Genomic DNA, 17,744 nt, shown 5'->3' with positions numbered 1-17,744 from the left:
GGGGTGATTCATGGACTTGGGGGCGCGCTCTGCGCGGTAGGCGCGGTGTCCCAGCTCAGCTACGCGTGGGCGGGACGAAGACGCCGGAGAGCGCTGCTCAGGCGGGCCTCCGCGCTGCTGACAGTGGAGCCCGGACGGCCGAGGCCACGACCGGACTACGGAGCCTGGGTGATGCGCGTGGGGCCGCCGCTCGGCGCGATAGCCGGCGGATACGTACTCGTCGGCGGACTGGCCGGGTTCGTGATCGGCCTTGTCGCTGGTTACGGCGTGTGGCGCTGGCAGCGCGGGCGTAAGCCGTCCGGGCCCGAGGAGGCGCTGACGAAGGCCGCTGCCCGCGAAATGCCGCTTGCTGCAGAGCTCTTGGCAGCCTGTGTCACGGCGGGCGCCGGCCCTCGGGAGGCCGCGGAGGTAGTCGGTGAGTCGCTGGGCGGGCCGGTCGGCAACGCGCTGTCCCGCACTGCGGCAGAGCTTCGCCTCGGCGGGGAACCGGGCGCCGCCTGGGGGCGGTTCGGTTCGATACCGGGTGCCGCGGGTCTGGCCCGCTGTCTGGAGCGGGCGGCCTCAACGGGGGCGCCTGCGGCCGACCCGGTGACCCGACTCGCCGCAGAGCTCAGGGCGGATCGGGCAAGAGCGGCCAAGGGCCGGGCAGGGCGGGCGAGCGTGCTGATCACCGGGCCGGTGGGCCTCTGCTTCCTGCCCGCCTTTCTGGCGGTCGGGGTGGTGCCGGTGGTCATCGGGCTGGCAGACGACCTGCTCAAAGGTCACTGACAGACACGACAGGAGCCAACGATCCAGCCGACGTCCATCGAACGCGGACGTCCCTTCACCACAGATGCCCATTCAACGTATGCGTCCACCGAACGCATACGTCCACCGCACCCACTGGGCCCCGAATCGCGTGGGCCCAGCGATCGGATAGGCCCGATCGGATCACCTGAGTCCGGTGAACTCACCTGCCCGCAGGCCATATAGGCCTTCACATCGGTGCGACACAGGCTTGTGAGCTCGCGCACCGCGTACGTCGCCAGCCATACAGATCACATGAGACACACGGGGGTTGAGATGCAGAACATGCACAGCTTGTGGATCGAGCAGAGCGTACGGAACGCGCGCGACTGGGCGCGTGCCCGGATGCAGTTGCTGCGACCGGGGCCCGGAAGCGACGCCGGGATGTCCACGTCCGAGTACGCGGTGGGAACGATCGCGGCATGTGCCTTCGCGGCGGTGCTTTACAAGGTCGTCACCAGTGCACCGGTTGCCGCCGCACTGCAATCGGTGGTCGAGAAGGCACTGAATGCCAAATTCTGAGGGAGGTGAATCCGATGGGGGAAATCGCCGGGCCGGGAGAGTGCCCCAGGCAGGGAGAGGAGCGGAGAGAGGATCTGTGTCGGCCGAAGCGGCCATGGTGATCCCTGCTCTTGTCTTGTTCACGATGGCGTTGGTCTGGGCGCTGACTGCCGCCTCCGCGCAGATCGAATGCGTGGACGCGGCCCGCGCGGGTGCCCGGGCAGCTGCCAGATCGGAACCGCAGTCAGCTGCGATCGCAGCTGCCCGTTCCGCGGCCCCGCGAGGTGCGCGGATCGCGTTGAGCCGAGCGGGCGAGATATGGCGGGTCCGAGTAGCGGCGACGATGCCGGGCCCGGGTCCTCTCGCCCTGACGCTCGACGCGGAAGCCGTGGCGCTCGCCGAGGACGAGGTGGGCTCCGGCACAGGATCTGAGGCCGATGGGAGGAAGGCCGATGGCAAGACGGACGACCTTGGGAGGGGCGGTGGGACACAGGATGGGAAGGGCAGTCGCAGCGGTGCCTCCACCCGCGACGGGGCTCGGGCTGCACCGAGGGCAGCGGCTCCGGAGAGCGCCGAGTCAGCGGAACGGACCGGAGCCGGCACGGGTCCCGAAACGAAGGAGACGGCGTGAGAGACGCTGGGCAGGGGCAGGGGCAGGGGCAGGGGCAGGGGCAGGGGCAGGCGACAGGGGATTCGCGACCATTTGGGCCACCATGGCCATGACCTCTCTCTGCGTAGTGTTCGCGGCGCTGCTCGCCATGGGCCAGGGGGTGGCTGCCCGTCACCGGGCGGGAGGTGCAGCAGACTTGGCGGCGCTCTCTGCGGCAGACCGGGCGCTGCTCGGACGGGAAGCGGCATGTGGCGCTGCGGCGAAGGTGGCCGGGGCGCAGGGGGCACACATCGTGCGCTGCACCGTGAGCGGCGATATCGCCGACGTCACGGCGCAGGCGGGCTTCGGTCCCTATAGACCGGAGGTCAGGGCGCGGGCCGGTCCGCCTGATGCGGCGGATTCAGCAGGTTCGCCGAGCCGGGAGACGACGGCGGGTCAGGGTTCTCCGGGGTCGTCAGAGCCTCGCCAGGCCCGGCCGTAACGCCACCGGGAGCTTCGCGAAGAAGCTCACCGAGCAGCCGGACGGCGCCCCGTTTGTGGAGCGGGTCGTTGCCGTTGCCGCACTTCGGGGACTGGATGCATGAGGGACAACCCGCATCGCACTCGCAGGAGGCAATGGCCTCGCGGGTCGCGGTGAGCCACTCACGGGCCGTACGGAAGGCCCGCTCGGCGAAGCCGGCCCCGCCGGGGTGGCCGTCGTACACGAAAACGGTGGGCAGCAGGGTGTCCGGGTGCAGTGGGACGGAGACGCCGCCGATGTCCCACCGGTCGCAGGTCGCGAAGAGCGGCAGCATCCCGATGGAGGCGTGCTCGGCCGCGTGCAGGGCACCGGCCAGCTGCTCGGGGTTCACTCGGGCCGCGTCCAGCTGGTCCTCGGTGACCGTCCACCACACCGCCCGGGTACGGAGGGTGCGCGGTGGCAGGTCCAGTTTGGACTCGCCCAGCACCTCGCCGGTGATGAGCCTGCGGCGCAGGAAGGAGACCACCTGATTGGTGACCTCGACCGAGCCGTAGCAGAGCCGCCCGGAACCCCACGGAATCTCGGTATCGGTCTCCAGGACCGAGATGGCTGTGGTGTCCCGTGCCGTCGTCGAATACGGGGGGCTTGCCGCCTCAACGAGGGCGACGGAGTCCTCCAGGTCCAGATGTTCAACCAGATAGCTGCGGCCCTGATGGAGATGGACGGCGCCATCGTGGACGGCAGTGTGGGCCGAGGCTTCGTCGACGGTGCCGAGCAGCCGTCCGGTCCCCGCTTCGACGATTTGGACGGGACTGCCTCCTCCGCCCCGGATGTCTGTGAGATCCGCGGCCCGCTCCCGACGGGTCCAGTACCAGGACTGCCCGCGTCGCCGCAGCAGCTTCGCGGACTCCAGCTGCGGCATGAGACCCGCGGCGGCTGGGCCGAAGAGGTCCATATCGGTCGCGGTGAGAGGGAGTTCCGCAGCAGCCGCACACAGATGGGGAGCCAGGACGTATGGGTTGTCAGGGTCCAGCACGGTGGACTCCACCGGCTGCCGGAACAGCGCTTCGGGGTGGTGGACGAGGTAGGTATCCAGCGGGTCGTCGCGGGCCACCAGGACCGCGAGGGCGCCCTGCCCCGAACGTCCGGCACGGCCTGCCTGCTGCCACAGGGACGCCCTGGTGCCCGGATAGCCCGCGATGACCACGGCGTCGAGGCCGGAGACGTCGATTCCGAGCTCAAGGGCGGTGGTGGCTGCCAGGCCGAGGAGCTCCCCCGAGTGCAGGGCGGACTCGAGGGCCCGGCGCTCCTCCGGTAGATAGCCGCCCCGGTAAGCCGCGACCCGGTGGGCCAGCGAGCGGTCGACCTCTGCAAGGCGTTCCTGGGCGATGACAGCGATGAGTTCGGCGCCACGCCGCGAGCGCACGAAGGCGACCGAGCGGACACCCTGCACGGTCAGATCAGTGAGCAGGTCGGCGGTTTCGGCCGTGGCGGTGCGGCGTACCGGTGCACCCTGCTCACCGTGGAGGTCGGTGAGCGGTGGCTCCCAGAGGGCGAAGACCAGCTCGCCCCGTGGGGAGGCGTCGTCGTCGACCTCATGGACCGGGAGCCCGGTGAGGCGTTCCGCGGACACCCCGGGGTCGGCAGCGGTCGCAGAGGCCAGGAGGAAGACCGGGTCGGCGCCGTAGCGGGCGCACAAACGGCGCAGTCTGCGCACCACCTGGGCGACATGCGAGCCGAAGACGCCCCGGTAGGTGTGGCACTCGTCGATCACGACGAAGCGCAAGGCGCGCAGGAAGGAGGCCCAGCGGGGATGTGAGGGCAGGATCCCGCGGTGCAGCATGTCCGGATTCGTGAGCACGTAGTTGGCGTACTGACGCACCCATTCGCGTTCTTCCACAGGCGTGTCGCCGTCGTAGACCGCGGGCCTGATGCCCGGGCCGAGCGGGGCGGCGAGCTCCCTGAACGTGCGGCGCTGATCGGCGGCGAGGGCCTTGGTCGGCGCGAGATAGAGGGCTGTGGAGCCGCGGCCGTTCGGAGCCTCCGAGCCGTCGAGGAGGGTGGAGAGCACCGGCGCGAGGTAGGCGAGCGACTTGCCGGAAGCGGTGCCCGTGGCGATGATCACGGAGTCGCCGTCGAGCGCGTGCTCAGCAGCTGTGGCTTGATGTACCCATGGATGTTCGATGCCGCGTTCTTGGATGGCAGCGATCACTTCTGGCCGGATGCGGTCCGGCCAGATGGCATGACGTCCCGCACGCGGGGGCAAGTGCTCCGTATGAGTGATGCGCGAAGCCCGGCTCTGCCCTGTGGAGAGACGGTCGAGGACGTCCTGAGGACCGGGTCGCACGCCCGTGTCGTCGGTGGGTCGCCTGAAGCGGTGATTCTTGGCCATCGGCACCGAGTGTGTCACTGGCATGACGGACAATGGACCGAAGGCGTCGTGCATGGCTGCTGGTAAGTGATTGAATGCCATGGCGGCCGGCGATCCGTTCTCTGGCTCCGCCGGGGAGACCACAGGGGGCGGCCGCTCGATAGCAAGGTGCTGGAGGATCCGTGGACCTGTCCCTGTCGACTCGCAATGTGTCCGGACCTGGTGGCGACCGTACGGTCGTCGAGGTCGGTGGCGAGATTGATGTATATACCGCGCCCAAGCTGCGCGAGCAGTTGGTCGAGTTGGTGAACGACGGCAGTTACCACCTGGTCGTCGACATGGAGGGCGTGGACTTCCTCGACTCCACCGGACTCGGCGTGCTCGTAGGCGGCCTGAAGCGTGTGCGTGCCCATGAGGGCTCGCTGCGCCTGGTCTGCAACCAGGAGCGCATTCTCAAGATCTTCCGTATCACCGGTCTGACCAAGGTGTTCCCGATCCACACCACGGTCGACGAAGCCGTCGCGGCAACGGACTGACGGCTCCGGAGGAAGAACAAACAGGGGTGCCGGGCTCTCAGCCCGGTCCCCCTGAGAAGCACGCCCGTACGTCTGAGGGGGATCGCATGGCCACCGTTGAACTCCGTTTCAGCGCCCAGCCCGAACATGTCAGAACGGCCCGTCTGGTGGCGGCCGCTGTGGCGCGCAGGGCCGGGGTCGATGAGGCAGTGCTCGACGAGGTCAGGCTCGCGGTCGGCGAGGCGTGCTCCCGTGCGGTGGGTCTGCACCGCAGCCACGGGATCGTGGCTCCGGTGCGTGTCGCCCTGAACGAGGAGGAGAAGTCGTTCTCCATCGAGGTCGGGGACGAGGTGCCGGGTACGGGCAGTGTTGCTTCCGCGGTTCCCGGGGTGCGCAGCGTCCCGGGCCCGGGAGGCGCCGAACCGTCGTCCGACGCGTCCGCCGACGGCGAGGACGAGATGGGCCTCGCGGTCATCAGTGGTCTTGTCGACGATGTGGAAGTGACATCGAGCGAGTCCGGGGGAGTCATCCGGATGAGCTGGCCGACGGCATCTGCGACGGTCCTTCCGTGATCGTCAATTCCTGGTGTTCCTCTTGATCTATTCTCCTTGATCTCTCTTAAGGCCCTGCTGAGCAGGGCCTTTCGTTTATGTTGGATCTTTATCGCCGATCTTTATCATCAATCAATGCCTTTGCCCCATTACCGGCGCCGAGTGGTTTATTCGGGCGAAGTTCGATTTCGTTTTCCCGTGCCCTGTTTTGATCGGGAACTGCTCCCTACAATCCGTCCACATCTTGAGCTCTGAGCATCAAGGAGGACGAATGGCGGGGATCTTCCACCCACAGCAGTCCGAACACATCACTCCACTCGCGGCCGCGGTACTCACCGACGGCAACAGGATCATCGTCATCGTCATCGCCGTGGTGGCGCTGGCGGCCCTTCTCGTCGCCCAACTGCTCGTGCGCCAAGTGCTGGCGGCCGGCGAGGGCACCGAATCCATGAAACAGATCGCCGCGGCCGTCCAGGAGGGTGCCAACGCCTATCTGGGCAGGCAGTTGCGCACACTCGGCAGCTTCGCAGCCGTTGTGTTCTTCCTGCTTCTCCTGCTTCCGGCCGACGACTGGTCGCAACGCGCCGGGCGTTCCGCGTTCTTCCTGGTCGGTGCGGGATTCTCGGCCGCCACCGGATACATAGGAATGCGTCTCGCGGTGCGGGCGAATGTGCGCGTCGCGGCGGCCGCACGTGAGGCGACTCCAGCCGCCGGTGAGCCGGAAAAGGATCTCACGGCCGTTTCGCACAGAGCCATGAAGATCGCTTTTCGCACGGGCGGTGTGGTCGGCATGTTCACAGTGGGCCTCGGCCTGTTCGGCGCCTCCTGTGTTGTCCTCGTCTACGCCGCCGACGCACCGAAGGTGCTGGAGGGATTCGGTCTGGGCGCCGCCCTCATAGCCATGTTCATGCGTGTCGGCGGCGGTATCTTCACCAAGGCGGCCGATGTCGGCGCCGACCTCGTGGGCAAGGTGGAGCAGGGGATTCCGGAGGACGACCCGCGCAATGCCGCGACCATCGCCGACAACGTCGGTGACAACGTCGGTGACTGCGCAGGCATGGCGGCCGACCTCTTCGAGTCCTACGCCGTGACGCTCGTCGCCGCCCTCATCCTCGGAAAGGCGGCCTTCGGGGACCTCGGCCTCGTCTTTCCACTGATCGTCCCGGCGATCGGTGTGGTCACCGCGATGGCCGGTATCTTCGCGGTCGCTCCTCGGCACACCGACCGCAGCGGCATGTCCGCGATCAACCGCGGATTCTTCCTCTCCGCGGTGATATCCCTGGTCCTGGTGGCCGTCGCGGTCTACGTCTGTCTGCCGTCCTCGTACGACGGCCTGGACGGGGTCACCGACAGCGCCATCAGGGGGCACGGAGGCGACCCCAGGATCCTGGCACTGGTCGCCGTGGCGATCGGTATCGTGCTCGCCGCCCTCATCCAGCAGTTGACCGGATACTTCACCGAGACCAGCCGCCGTCCGGTCCGGGACATCGGCAGGTCCTCGCTGACCGGCGCCGCGACCGTCGTGCTGGCCGGGGTCTCCATCGGGCTGGAATCCGCCGTCTACACCGCCTTCCTCATCGGGCTGGGCGTGTACGGGGCCTTCCTGCTCGGCGGTACGTCGATCATGCTGGCCCTCTTCGCGGTCGCCCTTGCCGGAACAGGGCTGCTCACCACCGTCGGTGTCATCGTCGCCATGGACACCTTCGGCCCGGTGTCCGACAACGCCCAGGGGATCGCCGAGATGTCCGGTGATGTCGAAGGGGCCGGCGCTCAGGTGCTCACCGACCTGGACGCGGTCGGCAACACCACCAAGGCCATCACCAAGGGGATCGCCATCGCCACTGCGGTGCTCGCGGCGTCCGCGCTCTTCGGCTCCTACCGCGACGCGATCGCCACCGCGGTCGATGACGTCCACGCAAAGGCCGGCGAACTGGGTCTCAGCATGGACATCTCGCAGCCCAACAACCTGGTGGGCCTGATGTTCGGCGCCGCGGTGGTGTTTCTCTTCTCGGGACTGGCGGTCAACGCGGTGGCCCGTTCGGCCGGCGCTGTGGTCCACGAGGTGCGGCGGCAGTTCCGCGACCATCCCGGGATCATGGACCGCACCGAGAAACCCGAGTACGGCCGGGTCGTGGACATCTGTACCAAGGACGCGTTGCGGGAACTCACCACTCCGGGCCTGCTCGCGGTGATGGCGCCGATCGCGGTCGGCTTCACCCTCGGCGTGGGCGCGCTCGGATCGTTCCTCGCGGGGGCGATCGGGGCAGGCACCCTGATGGCGGTCTTCCTGGCCAATTCCGGTGGCGCCTGGGACAACGCCAAGAAACTCGTCGAGGACGGCCATCACGGCGGCAAGGGGAGCGACGCCCATGCCGCGACGGTCATCGGCGACACCATCGGTGACCCGTTCAAGGACACCGCGGGCCCGGCTATCAACCCCCTGCTCAAGGTGATGAACCTGGTGGCGCTGCTGATCGCGCCTGCGGTGGTGAAGTTCAGCTACGGCGACGACTCCAGTGCCGCGGTCCGGGCGGTGGTGGCCACGATCGCAGTCGCCGTGATCGCCGGCGCGGTCTACGTGTCCAAACGACGAGGCATCTCGGTGGGCGACGACGGCACGGATGACGAGCCCGGACGAGTCGGCGGACAGCCGGGCCCGGCGGTGGCCTCGTGAGCGTGCGATAACGCCTCATCAGTGCCACAGGCCATCAGGCGCGGGGCGGACAGCGTGAACTGACACGCTGTCCGCCCCGCGCCGTGCGCCTGCGCTGCTTCGGTGCGCCCGTGAGCCTTGTCTCGTCACCCCCTCTTGGTGCAAATGGCTGCAATAACCCCCAGACCGGGCGCACGACACGCGAAGGTCGCCCACTTGGCGTGTATGTTCCGGGGCCGAGAGCCTTGGAAGGGACCAATCCGGTGAACAAGAAGCTTGCAGCCGCACTGTCCGGCGGCGCGGTACTGGTACTGGCCTTGTCGGGCTGCAGTGACGACAGCAGCGACAAGACGAACGACTGGGCCAAGTCGCTCTGTGGTGACATCGGGCCTCAGCTGAAAAAGATCAACAAGGCCAACCAGCAGATCACCGCCGTAGCGGCGGACGGCAAGCCCGCGGACATCCAGAAGGCCGACTCGGCCGCGTTCCAGGATCTGTCCGAGGCGGACGCCGCGATCGCCGCCGACCTCAAGAAGGCGGGGCCTCCGCCCGTTGACAACGGCAAGACGATCCAGCAGGACGCCATCACCGAGCTGACCACCAACTCGAAGGCGTACGCGGACCTGAAGAAGCAGGTCGACGCGTTGAACGTGAAGGACCAGCAGAAGTTCTCCGAGGGCCTGAAGAGCATCGGCGACAACATGAAGAAGATCAACGAGACCGCCTACAAGAGGCTGTTCTCCGGTGACACGGGCAAGGCCCTGCTCAATCAGGACGACTGCAAGGTCGCCACGGTGTCGCCCTCACCCACGGCCACGCCCACCAAGGCGTAACGGCCCGCAGCAGCGGACGCCGGCCAGGCGAACGCCGGGTGAGCGGCCCGGCATCCCACGGATGCCGGGCCGCTCTGCTGCTGATCTCGGTGCGAGCAGCCACAATGGGCGGGTGAGTACGACCAGTCTTCCCGCGCCCGACCGTTCGCCCCTCCTCCGCGACGCGCTGCTCGCCGCCGACTTCACGGTCGACGGACTGCTCGACCTGCTCGGCGCGCCCGCGTACGCCGCGCTGGCCCGAAGCGAGACGGTGCCCGCGCTGCGGGCCACCCGCGGTGCGACACCACTGGAGACAGTGGTGCGGCTCTTCCTGCTGCAGCGGCCGGTGCCCGCCGAAGAGGCCGCCGCTGTGCTGCCGCTCGCGGAATGTGCCGCCGACGGCTGGGTGGTGCAGCAGGGCGAAAGCGTCCGCGCGACGGTGGATGTCCGCCCCTACGGCGGTCCGGAGGGCCAGGACTGGTTCATCGTGTCGGACCTCGGGTGCGCGGTCGGCGGCGCGGGCGGTATCGCCAGCCACGACGAAGGGGTGGTGCTCGGGGTCGGCGGTGCGTCCACCACGCTCGCCGGAATCACCGTTCGCACGCCCGTCGCAAGGGCGCTGGACATCGGCACCGGTTCCGGGATCCAGGCGCTGCACGCCGTCCAGTACGCCACCGGTGTGACGGCCACCGACCTCAACCCCCGGGCGCTGGGATTCACACGGCTCACCCTTGCGCTCTCCGGTGCCCCGGCGGCGGACCTGCGCGAGGGGTCGCTCTTCGCGCCGGTCGATGGCGAAACCTACGATCTGATCGTCTCCAACCCGCCGTTCGTCATCTCTCCCGGTGCCCGCCTCACCTACCGGGACGGCGGAATGGGCGGCGACGACCTCTGCCGCTCACTGGTGCAGGGGGCCGGCGAGCACCTGAACCCCGGGGGCTACGCCCAGTTCCTCGCCAACTGGCAGCATGTGGAGGGCGAGGAATGGCAGGACCGGCTGAGGTCCTGGGTGCCCCGGGGATGTGACGCGTGGATCGTGCAGCGCGAGGTGCAGGACATCACCCAGTACGCCGAGTTGTGGCTGCGTGACAGCGGCGACCACCGCACCGACCCCGATGCCTACGCCGCACGCTACGAGGCGTGGCTGGACGAGTTCGACTCCCGCAGGACCAAGGCCGTCGGCTTCGGCTGGATCACGCTGCACAAGTCGGGTTCGGACCGGCCGTCGATCGTGGCGGAGGAGTGGCCGCACCCGGTTGAGCAGCCGCTCGGCGAGACCGTACGAGCTCACTTCGAGCGCGTGGACCATCTTCGGGCGCATGACGACGCCGCACTGCTGACCGGCCGCTTCAAGCTGGCCGACGAGGTGGTGCAGGAGCAGGTCGGCATGGCGGGCGCGGAGGATCCCGAGCACGTGATCCTCCGCCAGAACCGCGGTATGCGGCGTGCCACCAAGGTGGACACGGTGGGCGCGGGCTTCGCCGGTGCCTGTGACGGAAGGCTCACCGCCGGGCAGATCCTCGACGCCATCGCCCAGTTGCTCGGCGAGGACCCGGTGGTGCTCAGGGACCGCACCCCGCAGTCCATCAGGCTGCTGGTGCAGGAAGGCTTTCTGGAACCCGTCGCACCGGCTGTCTGACCTGAGCCCGTTCCTCTGACCTACGGCGCAGGGCGCGCAGCCCTGATCCGGTCGGGGCCCGCCCGGTCGGCAGCGCGATTCCCGCCATCGGCGTGGTCGCCTCTCCGCTTGGGCGGGAGTCGCGCCACGCTCGGCCCGATGTGAGAAAGGAAGCACTGCCGGGGAGTACCTGGCACGGGGTGGCGTTCCGGTGTTCACCCACAGTTCGCGCCGGTGTCGCCCCGGGGTGCCAGCCTCACCATCCTGGAACTCGGGGACGGGGTGGTACGGACATGGAGAGCGCGCCTGCGGTCTTCGCCGGAACGGTATTCGCACTGTTCGGAGGCGCACTGCTGCTGTGGACGGGGGCCTGCGCGCTCCGTCGCACGCCGGTCGCTCTGGGGTCGGACCCGGTCCGTTCGGCGGCCGTCGCCGCCCTGTGCGGTGTGGTGTTTCTGGGCCTCGGGGTGTGGTGCTTCACCCGGATCTGAGAGGCCAGGATCTGCGGAGAGTCGATGGTTCGGGCACGGAGTGTCACAGGCGCGGAGGGGGTGTGGCGGGAGGGCGGCAGGGGAGCAGTGGGCCGATCCGGGCGGCAGAAAAGGCGGTAGTCGGGTTACCGTTCCAGTGGCCGCTGCGGGCTTTCGCCGTTTGACACGGGGACGGGATGTACCGTCACACTCCGCAGCGAGCATGACCACGAGAGCCGACCGGAGAGAAGAGCGACGTTGTCCCCGACCAGCGAGACCGCACACGGCGGCCGCCGACTCGTCATTGTCGAGTCGCCCGCCAAGGCGAAGACGATCAAGGGCTACCTCGGCCCGGGTTACATCGTCGAAGCGAGCGTCGGGCACATCCGCGACCTCCCGAGCGGTGCCGCCGAGGTGCCGGACAAGTACACCGGTGAGGTGCGCCGCCTCGGGGTGGATGTGGAGAACGACTTCCAGCCGATCTATGTCGTCAACGCGGACAAGAAGGCCCAGGTCAGGAAGTTGAAGGAGCTCCTCGCGGAGTCCGACGAACTCTTCCTCGCCACCGATGAGGACCGCGAGGGCGAAGCCATCGCGTGGCACCTCCAGGAAGTGCTGAAACCCAAGGTCCCGGTCCACCGGATGGTCTTCCACGAGATCACGAAGGAAGCGATCCAGGCCGCAGTCGCCAACCCGCGCGAGCTGAACAAGCGCATGGTCGACGCCCAGGAAACCCGCCGGATCCTCGACCGCCTCTACGGCTACGAGGTCTCGCCGGTCCTGTGGAAGAAGGTCATGCCGCGCCTTTCGGCCGGCCGCGTTCAGTCCGTCGCCACCCGCCTGGTGGTCGAGCGTGAGCGTGAGCGCATCGCGTTCCGCTCCGCCGAGTACTGGGATCTCACCGGAACCTTCTCCACCGGCCGCCAGGGCGATGCGTCCGACCCGTCGACCCTGCTCGCCCGGCTGAATTCGGTGGACGGCCGCCGCGTCGCCCAGGGCCGTGACTTCAATTCGACGGGTCAGCTCAAGAGCGATGTGCTGCATCTCGACGAGGCGAGGGCCAGGGAGCTGGCGGCAGCGCTCGCCGAGACGGCGTTCGCGGTCCGCTCGGTCGAGTCGAAGCCGTACCGCCGCTCTCCGTACGCCCCGTTCCGCACGACGACGCTCCAGCAGGAGGCCAGCCGCAAGCTGGGATTCGGCGCGAAGTCGACCATGCAGGTGGCCCAGAAGCTGTACGAGAACGGCTTCATCACCTATATGCGTACGGACTCCACGACGCTCTCGGACACCGCGATCACCGCGGCCCGCGCCCAGGTCACGCAGCTGTACGGCAGTGACTATCTGCCGGACAAGCCGCGGACCTATGCGGGCAAGGTCAAGAACGCGCAGGAGGCGCACGAGGCGATCCGTCCCTCGGGCGACCGGTTCCGCACGCCCGCCGAGACCGGGCTCACCGGCGACCAGTTCCGGCTCTACGAGCTGATCTGGAAGCGGACCGTTGCCTCCCAGATGAAGGATGCGGTCGGTAACTCGGTCACCGTCAGGATCGCGGGCACCTCGTCGGACGGACGGGTTGCCGAGTTCTCCGCGTCCGGCAAGACGATCACCTTCCACGGCTTCATGAAGGCGTACGTCGAAGGCGCCGACGATCCCAACGCCGAGCTCGACGACCGCGAGCGCAGGCTGCCGCAGGTCGCCGAGGGCGACGCGCTCTCCGCCGAGGAGATCTCCGTCGACGGCCACGCCACCAAGCCGCCGGCCCGTTACACCGAGGCATCCCTGGTCAAGGAGCTGGAAGAACGGGAGATCGGCCGCCCGTCGACCTACGCCTCGATCATCGGCACCATCCTCGACCGCGGCTACGTCTTCAAGAAGGGGACCGCACTCGTCCCCTCGTTCCTCTCCTTCGCCGTGGTCAACCTGCTCGAGAAGCACTTCGGGCACCTCGTCGACTATGACTTCACGGCGCGGATGGAGGACGACCTCGACCGCATCGCACGAGGCGAGGCGCAGTCCGTTCCGTGGCTGAAGCGCTTCTACTTCGGCGAGGGCGACGATGTCGGTGCAGCGTCGGAGGGCGGTGACGGCGATCATCTCGGCGGGCTCAAGGAACTCGTCACCGACCTCGGGGCCATCGACGCCAGGGAGATCTCGTCGTTCCCGGTCGGTGACGGCATCCTGCTGCGCGTCGGCCGCTACGGCCCCTACATCGAGCGCGGTGAGAAGGACTCCGAGAACCACCAGCGGGCGGATGTCCCCGACGACATGGCCCCCGACGAGCTGACGGTCGAGTACGCCGAGGAACTGCTCGCCAAGCCGAGCGGTGATTTCGAGCTGGGCGCCGACCCTGAGTCCGGCCACCAGATCGTGGCGAAGGACGGCAGGTACGGCCCGTATGTCACGGAGATCCTGCCCGAGGGCACCCCGAAGACCGGCAAGAACGCGGTCAAGCCCCGTACCGCCTCGCTCTTCAAGTCGATGAGCCTGGACACCGTGACGCTCGCCGACGCGCTCAAGCTGATGTCGCTGCCCCGGGTCGTCGGCGCGGACGCCGAGGGTGTGGAGATCACCGCGCAGAACGGCCGGTACGGCCCCTATCTGAAGAAGGGCGCCGACTCGCGCTCGCTGGAGACCGAGGACCAGCTCTTCGGCATCACTCTCGAAGAGGCGCTGGCGATCTACGCCCAGCCCAAGCAGCGCGGGCGTGCCGCCGCCAAGCCGCCGCTCAAGGAACTGGGCACCGACCCGGTCAGCGAGCGCCCGGTGGTCGTCAAGGACGGCCGGTTCGGCGCGTATGTCACCGACGGCGAGACCAACGCGACGCTGCGGACCGACGACAGCGTCGAGGACATCACCCCGGAGCGCGGGTACGAGCTGCTCGCCGAGAAGCGCGCCAAGGGACCGGCGAAGAAGACCGCCAAGAAGACCGTCAAGAAGACGGCGAAGAAGGCGCCGGCCAAGAAGGCCACGGCAGCGAAGAAGACCACGACCGCCAAGAAGGCGACCGCTGCCAAGAAGACGACTGCCGCGAAGTCGACGGCCAAGAAGGCAGCGACGAAGAAGTCCGCCGCCGGCGCGACCGCCGACGAGTAGGACGAGCGGGCGGCACAGGGCGGACGGCCGGTGCACGGCGTGTGAAACACGCGCCGTGCACCGGCTCGTTCGCGTTCGGGCGGGCCACGGCGGCCCGCCGGTGACGTTCGATCGGTGCACGCACACAATCGGCCCGCCCAAATGTTCGGGGGGACCGGCGGGGATTTGACCCTTCCGGATAGGCTGGTCGGATGACGCGAGCCGAGCAGCCAACGGTCGTGAGCCCCACCTCCGACGAACTAGCCGCAGACTCACGCGAGCGTGCCGTCCGAGCCCTGTTGCGTATCCCTCCGCTCCGGCGGCTGTGGAGCGCGCAGCTCGTCGGCTCTATCGGCGATTCCCTCGCCCTTCTCGTGCTTCTGCTGCTGTCGTTGCAGGCGGCGGTCTCGCAAGAATCCTTCGGGGGCGGGTACCGCGGTGCCGCCTTCTCCGTAGCAGCCGTCTTCGGCGCGCGGGCCCTGGCCACCCTGCTCTTCGGTGCGGTACTGCTCGGCCCGGTGGCCGCGCTGACCGCGCCGGGCGGGCCACTCGACCGCCGCTGGACCATGATCGGCGCGGACGGTCTCCGGGTCGCGCTGCTGATCATCGCGCCGCTGTGGATCAACTGGACCCCGGACAAGGCACCTGCCGTCCTGCTGGTCACCGTCTTCGTCGCCGGCGTCGCCGAGCGTCTGTGGACGGTCGCCAAGGACAGTGCGATGCCCGCGCTGCTGCCGCCGCCTCCTCCGGAAGGCGCGACGATCCGCCCGCTGCCCGACCACCTCGGAGCCCTGCGCAGCCTCTCGCTCCGCACGGGTTTCGTGGCCGTCCCGGCCGCCGCCGCGACCCTGCTCGCAGCCACGCTCGTCAGTAATCTGCTGGGCGCCGGCATCGACTGGTTCTCGTTGCACCAGGCGGGCCTCGGCTCCTATGTGGCCGCGGGACTGTTCGCCGCTTCCGTGTCGACGCTGTACTTCCTCGAACTCCCCGACGGCCAGGCGCCCCGTGTCCGGTCCCCGCTGGAGGGCCTGCGCCGTCCGACTGCCGGCACAGGTCCCGACAAGGGCCGCACGGGTGCCGTGCCGCTGCTGGTGCTGACCTCGGCCGCGGTGGCCGGAGCCATTGCCTCCGCCGCCGCTGTCGCCGTTCTGCACGCCAAGGACCTCGGCGGCGGCCCGGTCGCCTTCGCTCTGCTGATCCTGGTACTGACCGGGGGCACCGTCCTCGGGATCCGTACCGCCCCCAGGACGCTGCCCGGACTCTCCCGCCGTCGGCTGCTGGCCCTCGCTGTCGGGCTGACAGGTGTGGCGCTGCTGGTGATGGGGCTGGTCCCGGACACGGCCACGGTGCTGCTCATCGCCGCGCTGGCCGGCTGGTCGGCCGGTGTCGCCGCGAACATCGCACACACCCTGGTCGACCTGGAGGCCGAGGACGCCAGGCGGGCCAGGACCACGGACCACCTCCAGGCCGTCGTGCGCGTCGCGATCGCATTCGGTTCCATCGCGGCGCCGCTGGTGGCGGCCGCCATCGGCCCGCACCACCTCGCCAACGGCACCTTCGTCTTCGCGCACGGTGGTGCCGCCTTTACCCTGATGCTGGTCGGCGCGCTGCTGCTGCCGGTGGCCGCGCTGGTGCTCACCAGGGCCGACGACCGTTCGGGCGTATCGCTGCGCCGCGATCTGCGCGATGCGCTGCGCGGTGGCGCCGATCCGCTGCAGTCACCTTCGGCGACCGGCTTCTTCCTCGCTCTCGAGGGCGGCGACGGAGCAGGGAAGTCCACCCAGGTCGAGGCTCTCGCCGACTGGATCCGCGCCAAGGGCCATGAGGTCGTGGTCACCCGTGAGCCGGGCGCGACACCGGTCGGCAAGCGCCTGCGGTCGATCCTGCTCGACGTCTCGTCAGCGGGCCTCTCCCACCGTGCGGAGGCGCTGCTGTACGCCGCCGACCGCGCGGAGCACGTCGACTCGGTCGTCCGCCCCGCGCTGGAGCGAGGCGCCATCGTCATCTCGGACCGGTACATCGACTCGTCGGTGGCCTACCAGGGCGCGGGCCGTGACCTGGCCCCGACCGAGATCGCCCGCATCAACCGCTGGGCCACGGGCGGACTCGTACCGCAATTGACCGTGCTGCTCGACGTCTCTCCGGAGGCCGCACGCGAGCGCTTCACGGAGGCGCCGGACCGGCTGGAGTCGGAGCCCGCGGAATTCCACCAGCGGGTGAGGACCGGGTTCCTCACCCTGGCCTCGGCCGACCCCGCGCGCTACCTGGTGGTGGACGGCGCTCAGGAACCCGAGGAGATCACCACCGTCGTACGCCACCGCCTCGATCAGCTGCTGCCGCTCTCCGATGCGGAGATCACGGCGAGGGAAGAGGCACGGAAGGCCGCTGAGGCGGAAGCCCGCAGGAAGGCCGAGGAGGAAGCGGCCCGCAAGGCGGAGGAGGAGCGCCTGGAGAAGGAGCGCCAGGCACAGCTCGCGAAGCTGCGTGCCGAGGAGGAGGAGCGCAAGCGCCTCGAACTCGAGGAGGCACGGCGTCGCGAGGAGGAGCGGCAGGCCGAGGAGGCCCGCCGGCAGGCCGAGGAGGCCAGGCGCCTCGCCGAGGAGGAGCGGGCCCGCCGCGCCGCCGAGGAACAGGTGCGCGAGCAGGAGCAGGAGCGGCTGCGCCGCCAGAAGGCGGAAGAGGACCGGCTGCGCGCCGAGGCCGAGGAACGCCGCCAGGAGAAGCAGCGCAAGGCGGAAGCGGCGTTGCTGAGGGCCGAGGAAGCACGTCGTGCCGCGGAGGCGGAGGCCACCGCTTCGGCGGCGGCGGCGGAGCGCGCACGGGTGGAGGCTGCGGAGGCCGCCGAAGCCGCCAGGCAGGCGGACAGCGAAACGACTCTGCAGACACCGGCCCCCGGTGCGAACGAGGTGACCCAGCCGGTACCGGAGGTCCGTCCCGAACCGTCCCGCCCGGACACCGGCGCGGAGGCCGACGAGACGACGGTGATCCCGAAGATCGCCGATCCGGACGAGACGAGGGTCATCCCGAGGGCTGCCGATCCGGACGAGACGACGGTACTTCCGCCGGTGCGGGATGCGGCGCCGGAGGACCGGCTGCCGCCGGGTTTCTTCCGCGACGAGGCTCAGAACACTCCTGCGGAGAACCCGAACGAGCGCACCCGCGAGCTCCCGCAGATCGATCCGGACCGGCCTCGGCGCCGTTCGGACTGGGCGGAGGAGACTCCGCTCGACGATCTGCCCTCCCTGGCGGACGAGTTGCTGGGCTCGGACCACGACGAGGACGACCGCCGAGGCCGAGGCCGACGCTGACCCGACCCGGGAGCCCT

At 69.2% G+C, this 17,744-nt stretch carries 13 protein-coding genes; 12 read left to right on the top strand and 1 reads right to left on the bottom strand.

The window, feature by feature from the left end; genetic code table 11:
- Positions 1-171 precede the first annotated feature (171 nt).
- The 4 genes from OHS16_RS13930 (at position 172) to OHS16_RS13915 (ending at position 2,378) form a co-directional block, all read left to right on the top strand.
- Positions 172-768 carry a type II secretion system F family protein gene (locus OHS16_RS13930; RefSeq protein WP_443042613.1) on the top strand — a complete coding sequence of 199 codons (597 nt, stop codon included), beginning with the start codon at positions 172-174 and terminating at the stop codon, positions 766-768.
- Between the two features lie 363 nt (positions 769-1,131).
- On the top strand, positions 1,132-1,308 hold the full coding sequence (locus tag OHS16_RS13925; RefSeq protein WP_328540836.1) for a DUF4244 domain-containing protein: 177 nt from the start codon (positions 1,132-1,134) through the stop codon (positions 1,306-1,308).
- On the top strand, positions 1,295-1,918 hold the full coding sequence (locus OHS16_RS13920) for a TadE family type IV pilus minor pilin (protein WP_328537512.1): 624 nt from the start codon (positions 1,295-1,297) through the stop codon (positions 1,916-1,918). Before OHS16_RS13925 ends, OHS16_RS13920 begins: the two co-directional genes overlap by 14 nt.
- Before the next feature lie 82 nt (positions 1,919-2,000).
- Positions 2,001-2,378 carry an Rv3654c family TadE-like protein gene (locus tag OHS16_RS13915; RefSeq protein WP_443042612.1) on the top strand — a complete coding sequence of 126 codons (378 nt, stop codon included), beginning with the start codon at positions 2,001-2,003 and terminating at the stop codon, positions 2,376-2,378.
- Here OHS16_RS13915 and OHS16_RS13910 read toward each other — a convergent pair.
- Complete coding sequence (locus OHS16_RS13910) at positions 2,263-4,830, bottom strand: DEAD/DEAH box helicase (RefSeq protein ID WP_328537511.1); 2,568 nt, start codon at positions 4,828-4,830, stop codon at positions 2,263-2,265. The genes OHS16_RS13915 and OHS16_RS13910 overlap by 116 nt on opposite strands.
- An 80-nt stretch (positions 4,831-4,910) precedes the next feature.
- Between OHS16_RS13910 and OHS16_RS13905 the strand changes: the two genes are divergently transcribed.
- From OHS16_RS13905 to tmk, 8 genes are all read left to right on the top strand, one after another.
- The gene (locus tag OHS16_RS13905; protein ID WP_003967428.1) at positions 4,911-5,264 is read left to right on the top strand and encodes an STAS domain-containing protein; all 354 of its coding nucleotides are present in this window, start codon (positions 4,911-4,913) and stop codon (positions 5,262-5,264) included.
- An 86-nt stretch (positions 5,265-5,350) separates the two neighbouring features.
- Positions 5,351-5,815 (top strand): ATP-binding protein, encoded by a 465-nt coding sequence (locus OHS16_RS13900; protein WP_328537510.1) that lies wholly within the window; start codon positions 5,351-5,353, stop codon positions 5,813-5,815.
- A 250-nt stretch (positions 5,816-6,065) separates the two neighbouring features.
- Positions 6,066-8,468 (top strand): sodium-translocating pyrophosphatase, encoded by a 2,403-nt coding sequence (locus OHS16_RS13895; protein ID WP_328537509.1) that lies wholly within the window; start codon positions 6,066-6,068, stop codon positions 8,466-8,468.
- Positions 8,469-8,710: 242 nt separating this feature from the next.
- Positions 8,711-9,280: a small secreted protein gene (locus OHS16_RS13890; protein ID WP_328537508.1), complete on the top strand. Its 570-nt coding sequence runs from the start codon at positions 8,711-8,713 to the stop codon at positions 9,278-9,280.
- Positions 9,281-9,341: 61 nt separating this feature from the next.
- A complete protein-coding gene (locus tag OHS16_RS13885) occupies positions 9,342-10,898 on the top strand; it encodes a DUF7059 domain-containing protein (RefSeq protein ID WP_328537507.1) in 1,557 nt (518 codons plus the stop codon).
- Between the two features lie 272 nt (positions 10,899-11,170).
- Entirely contained in the window at positions 11,171-11,368 is a 198-nt protein-coding gene (locus OHS16_RS13880) for a hypothetical protein (protein WP_328537506.1), read from the top strand.
- 237 nt (positions 11,369-11,605) lie between these two features.
- Positions 11,606-14,440 (top strand): type I DNA topoisomerase, encoded by a 2,835-nt coding sequence (gene topA / locus OHS16_RS13875; RefSeq protein ID WP_328537505.1) that lies wholly within the window; start codon positions 11,606-11,608, stop codon positions 14,438-14,440.
- 191 nt (positions 14,441-14,631) lie between these two features.
- Positions 14,632-17,727, top strand: a complete 3,096-nt coding sequence (gene tmk / locus OHS16_RS13870; RefSeq protein ID WP_328537504.1) for a dTMP kinase — start codon at positions 14,632-14,634, stop codon at positions 17,725-17,727.
- The last annotated feature ends 17 nt before the right edge of the window (positions 17,728-17,744 follow it).

Source organism: Streptomyces sp. NBC_00344, assembly GCF_036088315.1.
Classification (GTDB): Bacteria; Actinomycetota; Actinomycetes; order Streptomycetales; family Streptomycetaceae; genus Streptomyces.
Note: the sequence above shows the minus strand (reverse complement) of the source record. Positions and strands in the feature narration are given on the sequence as shown.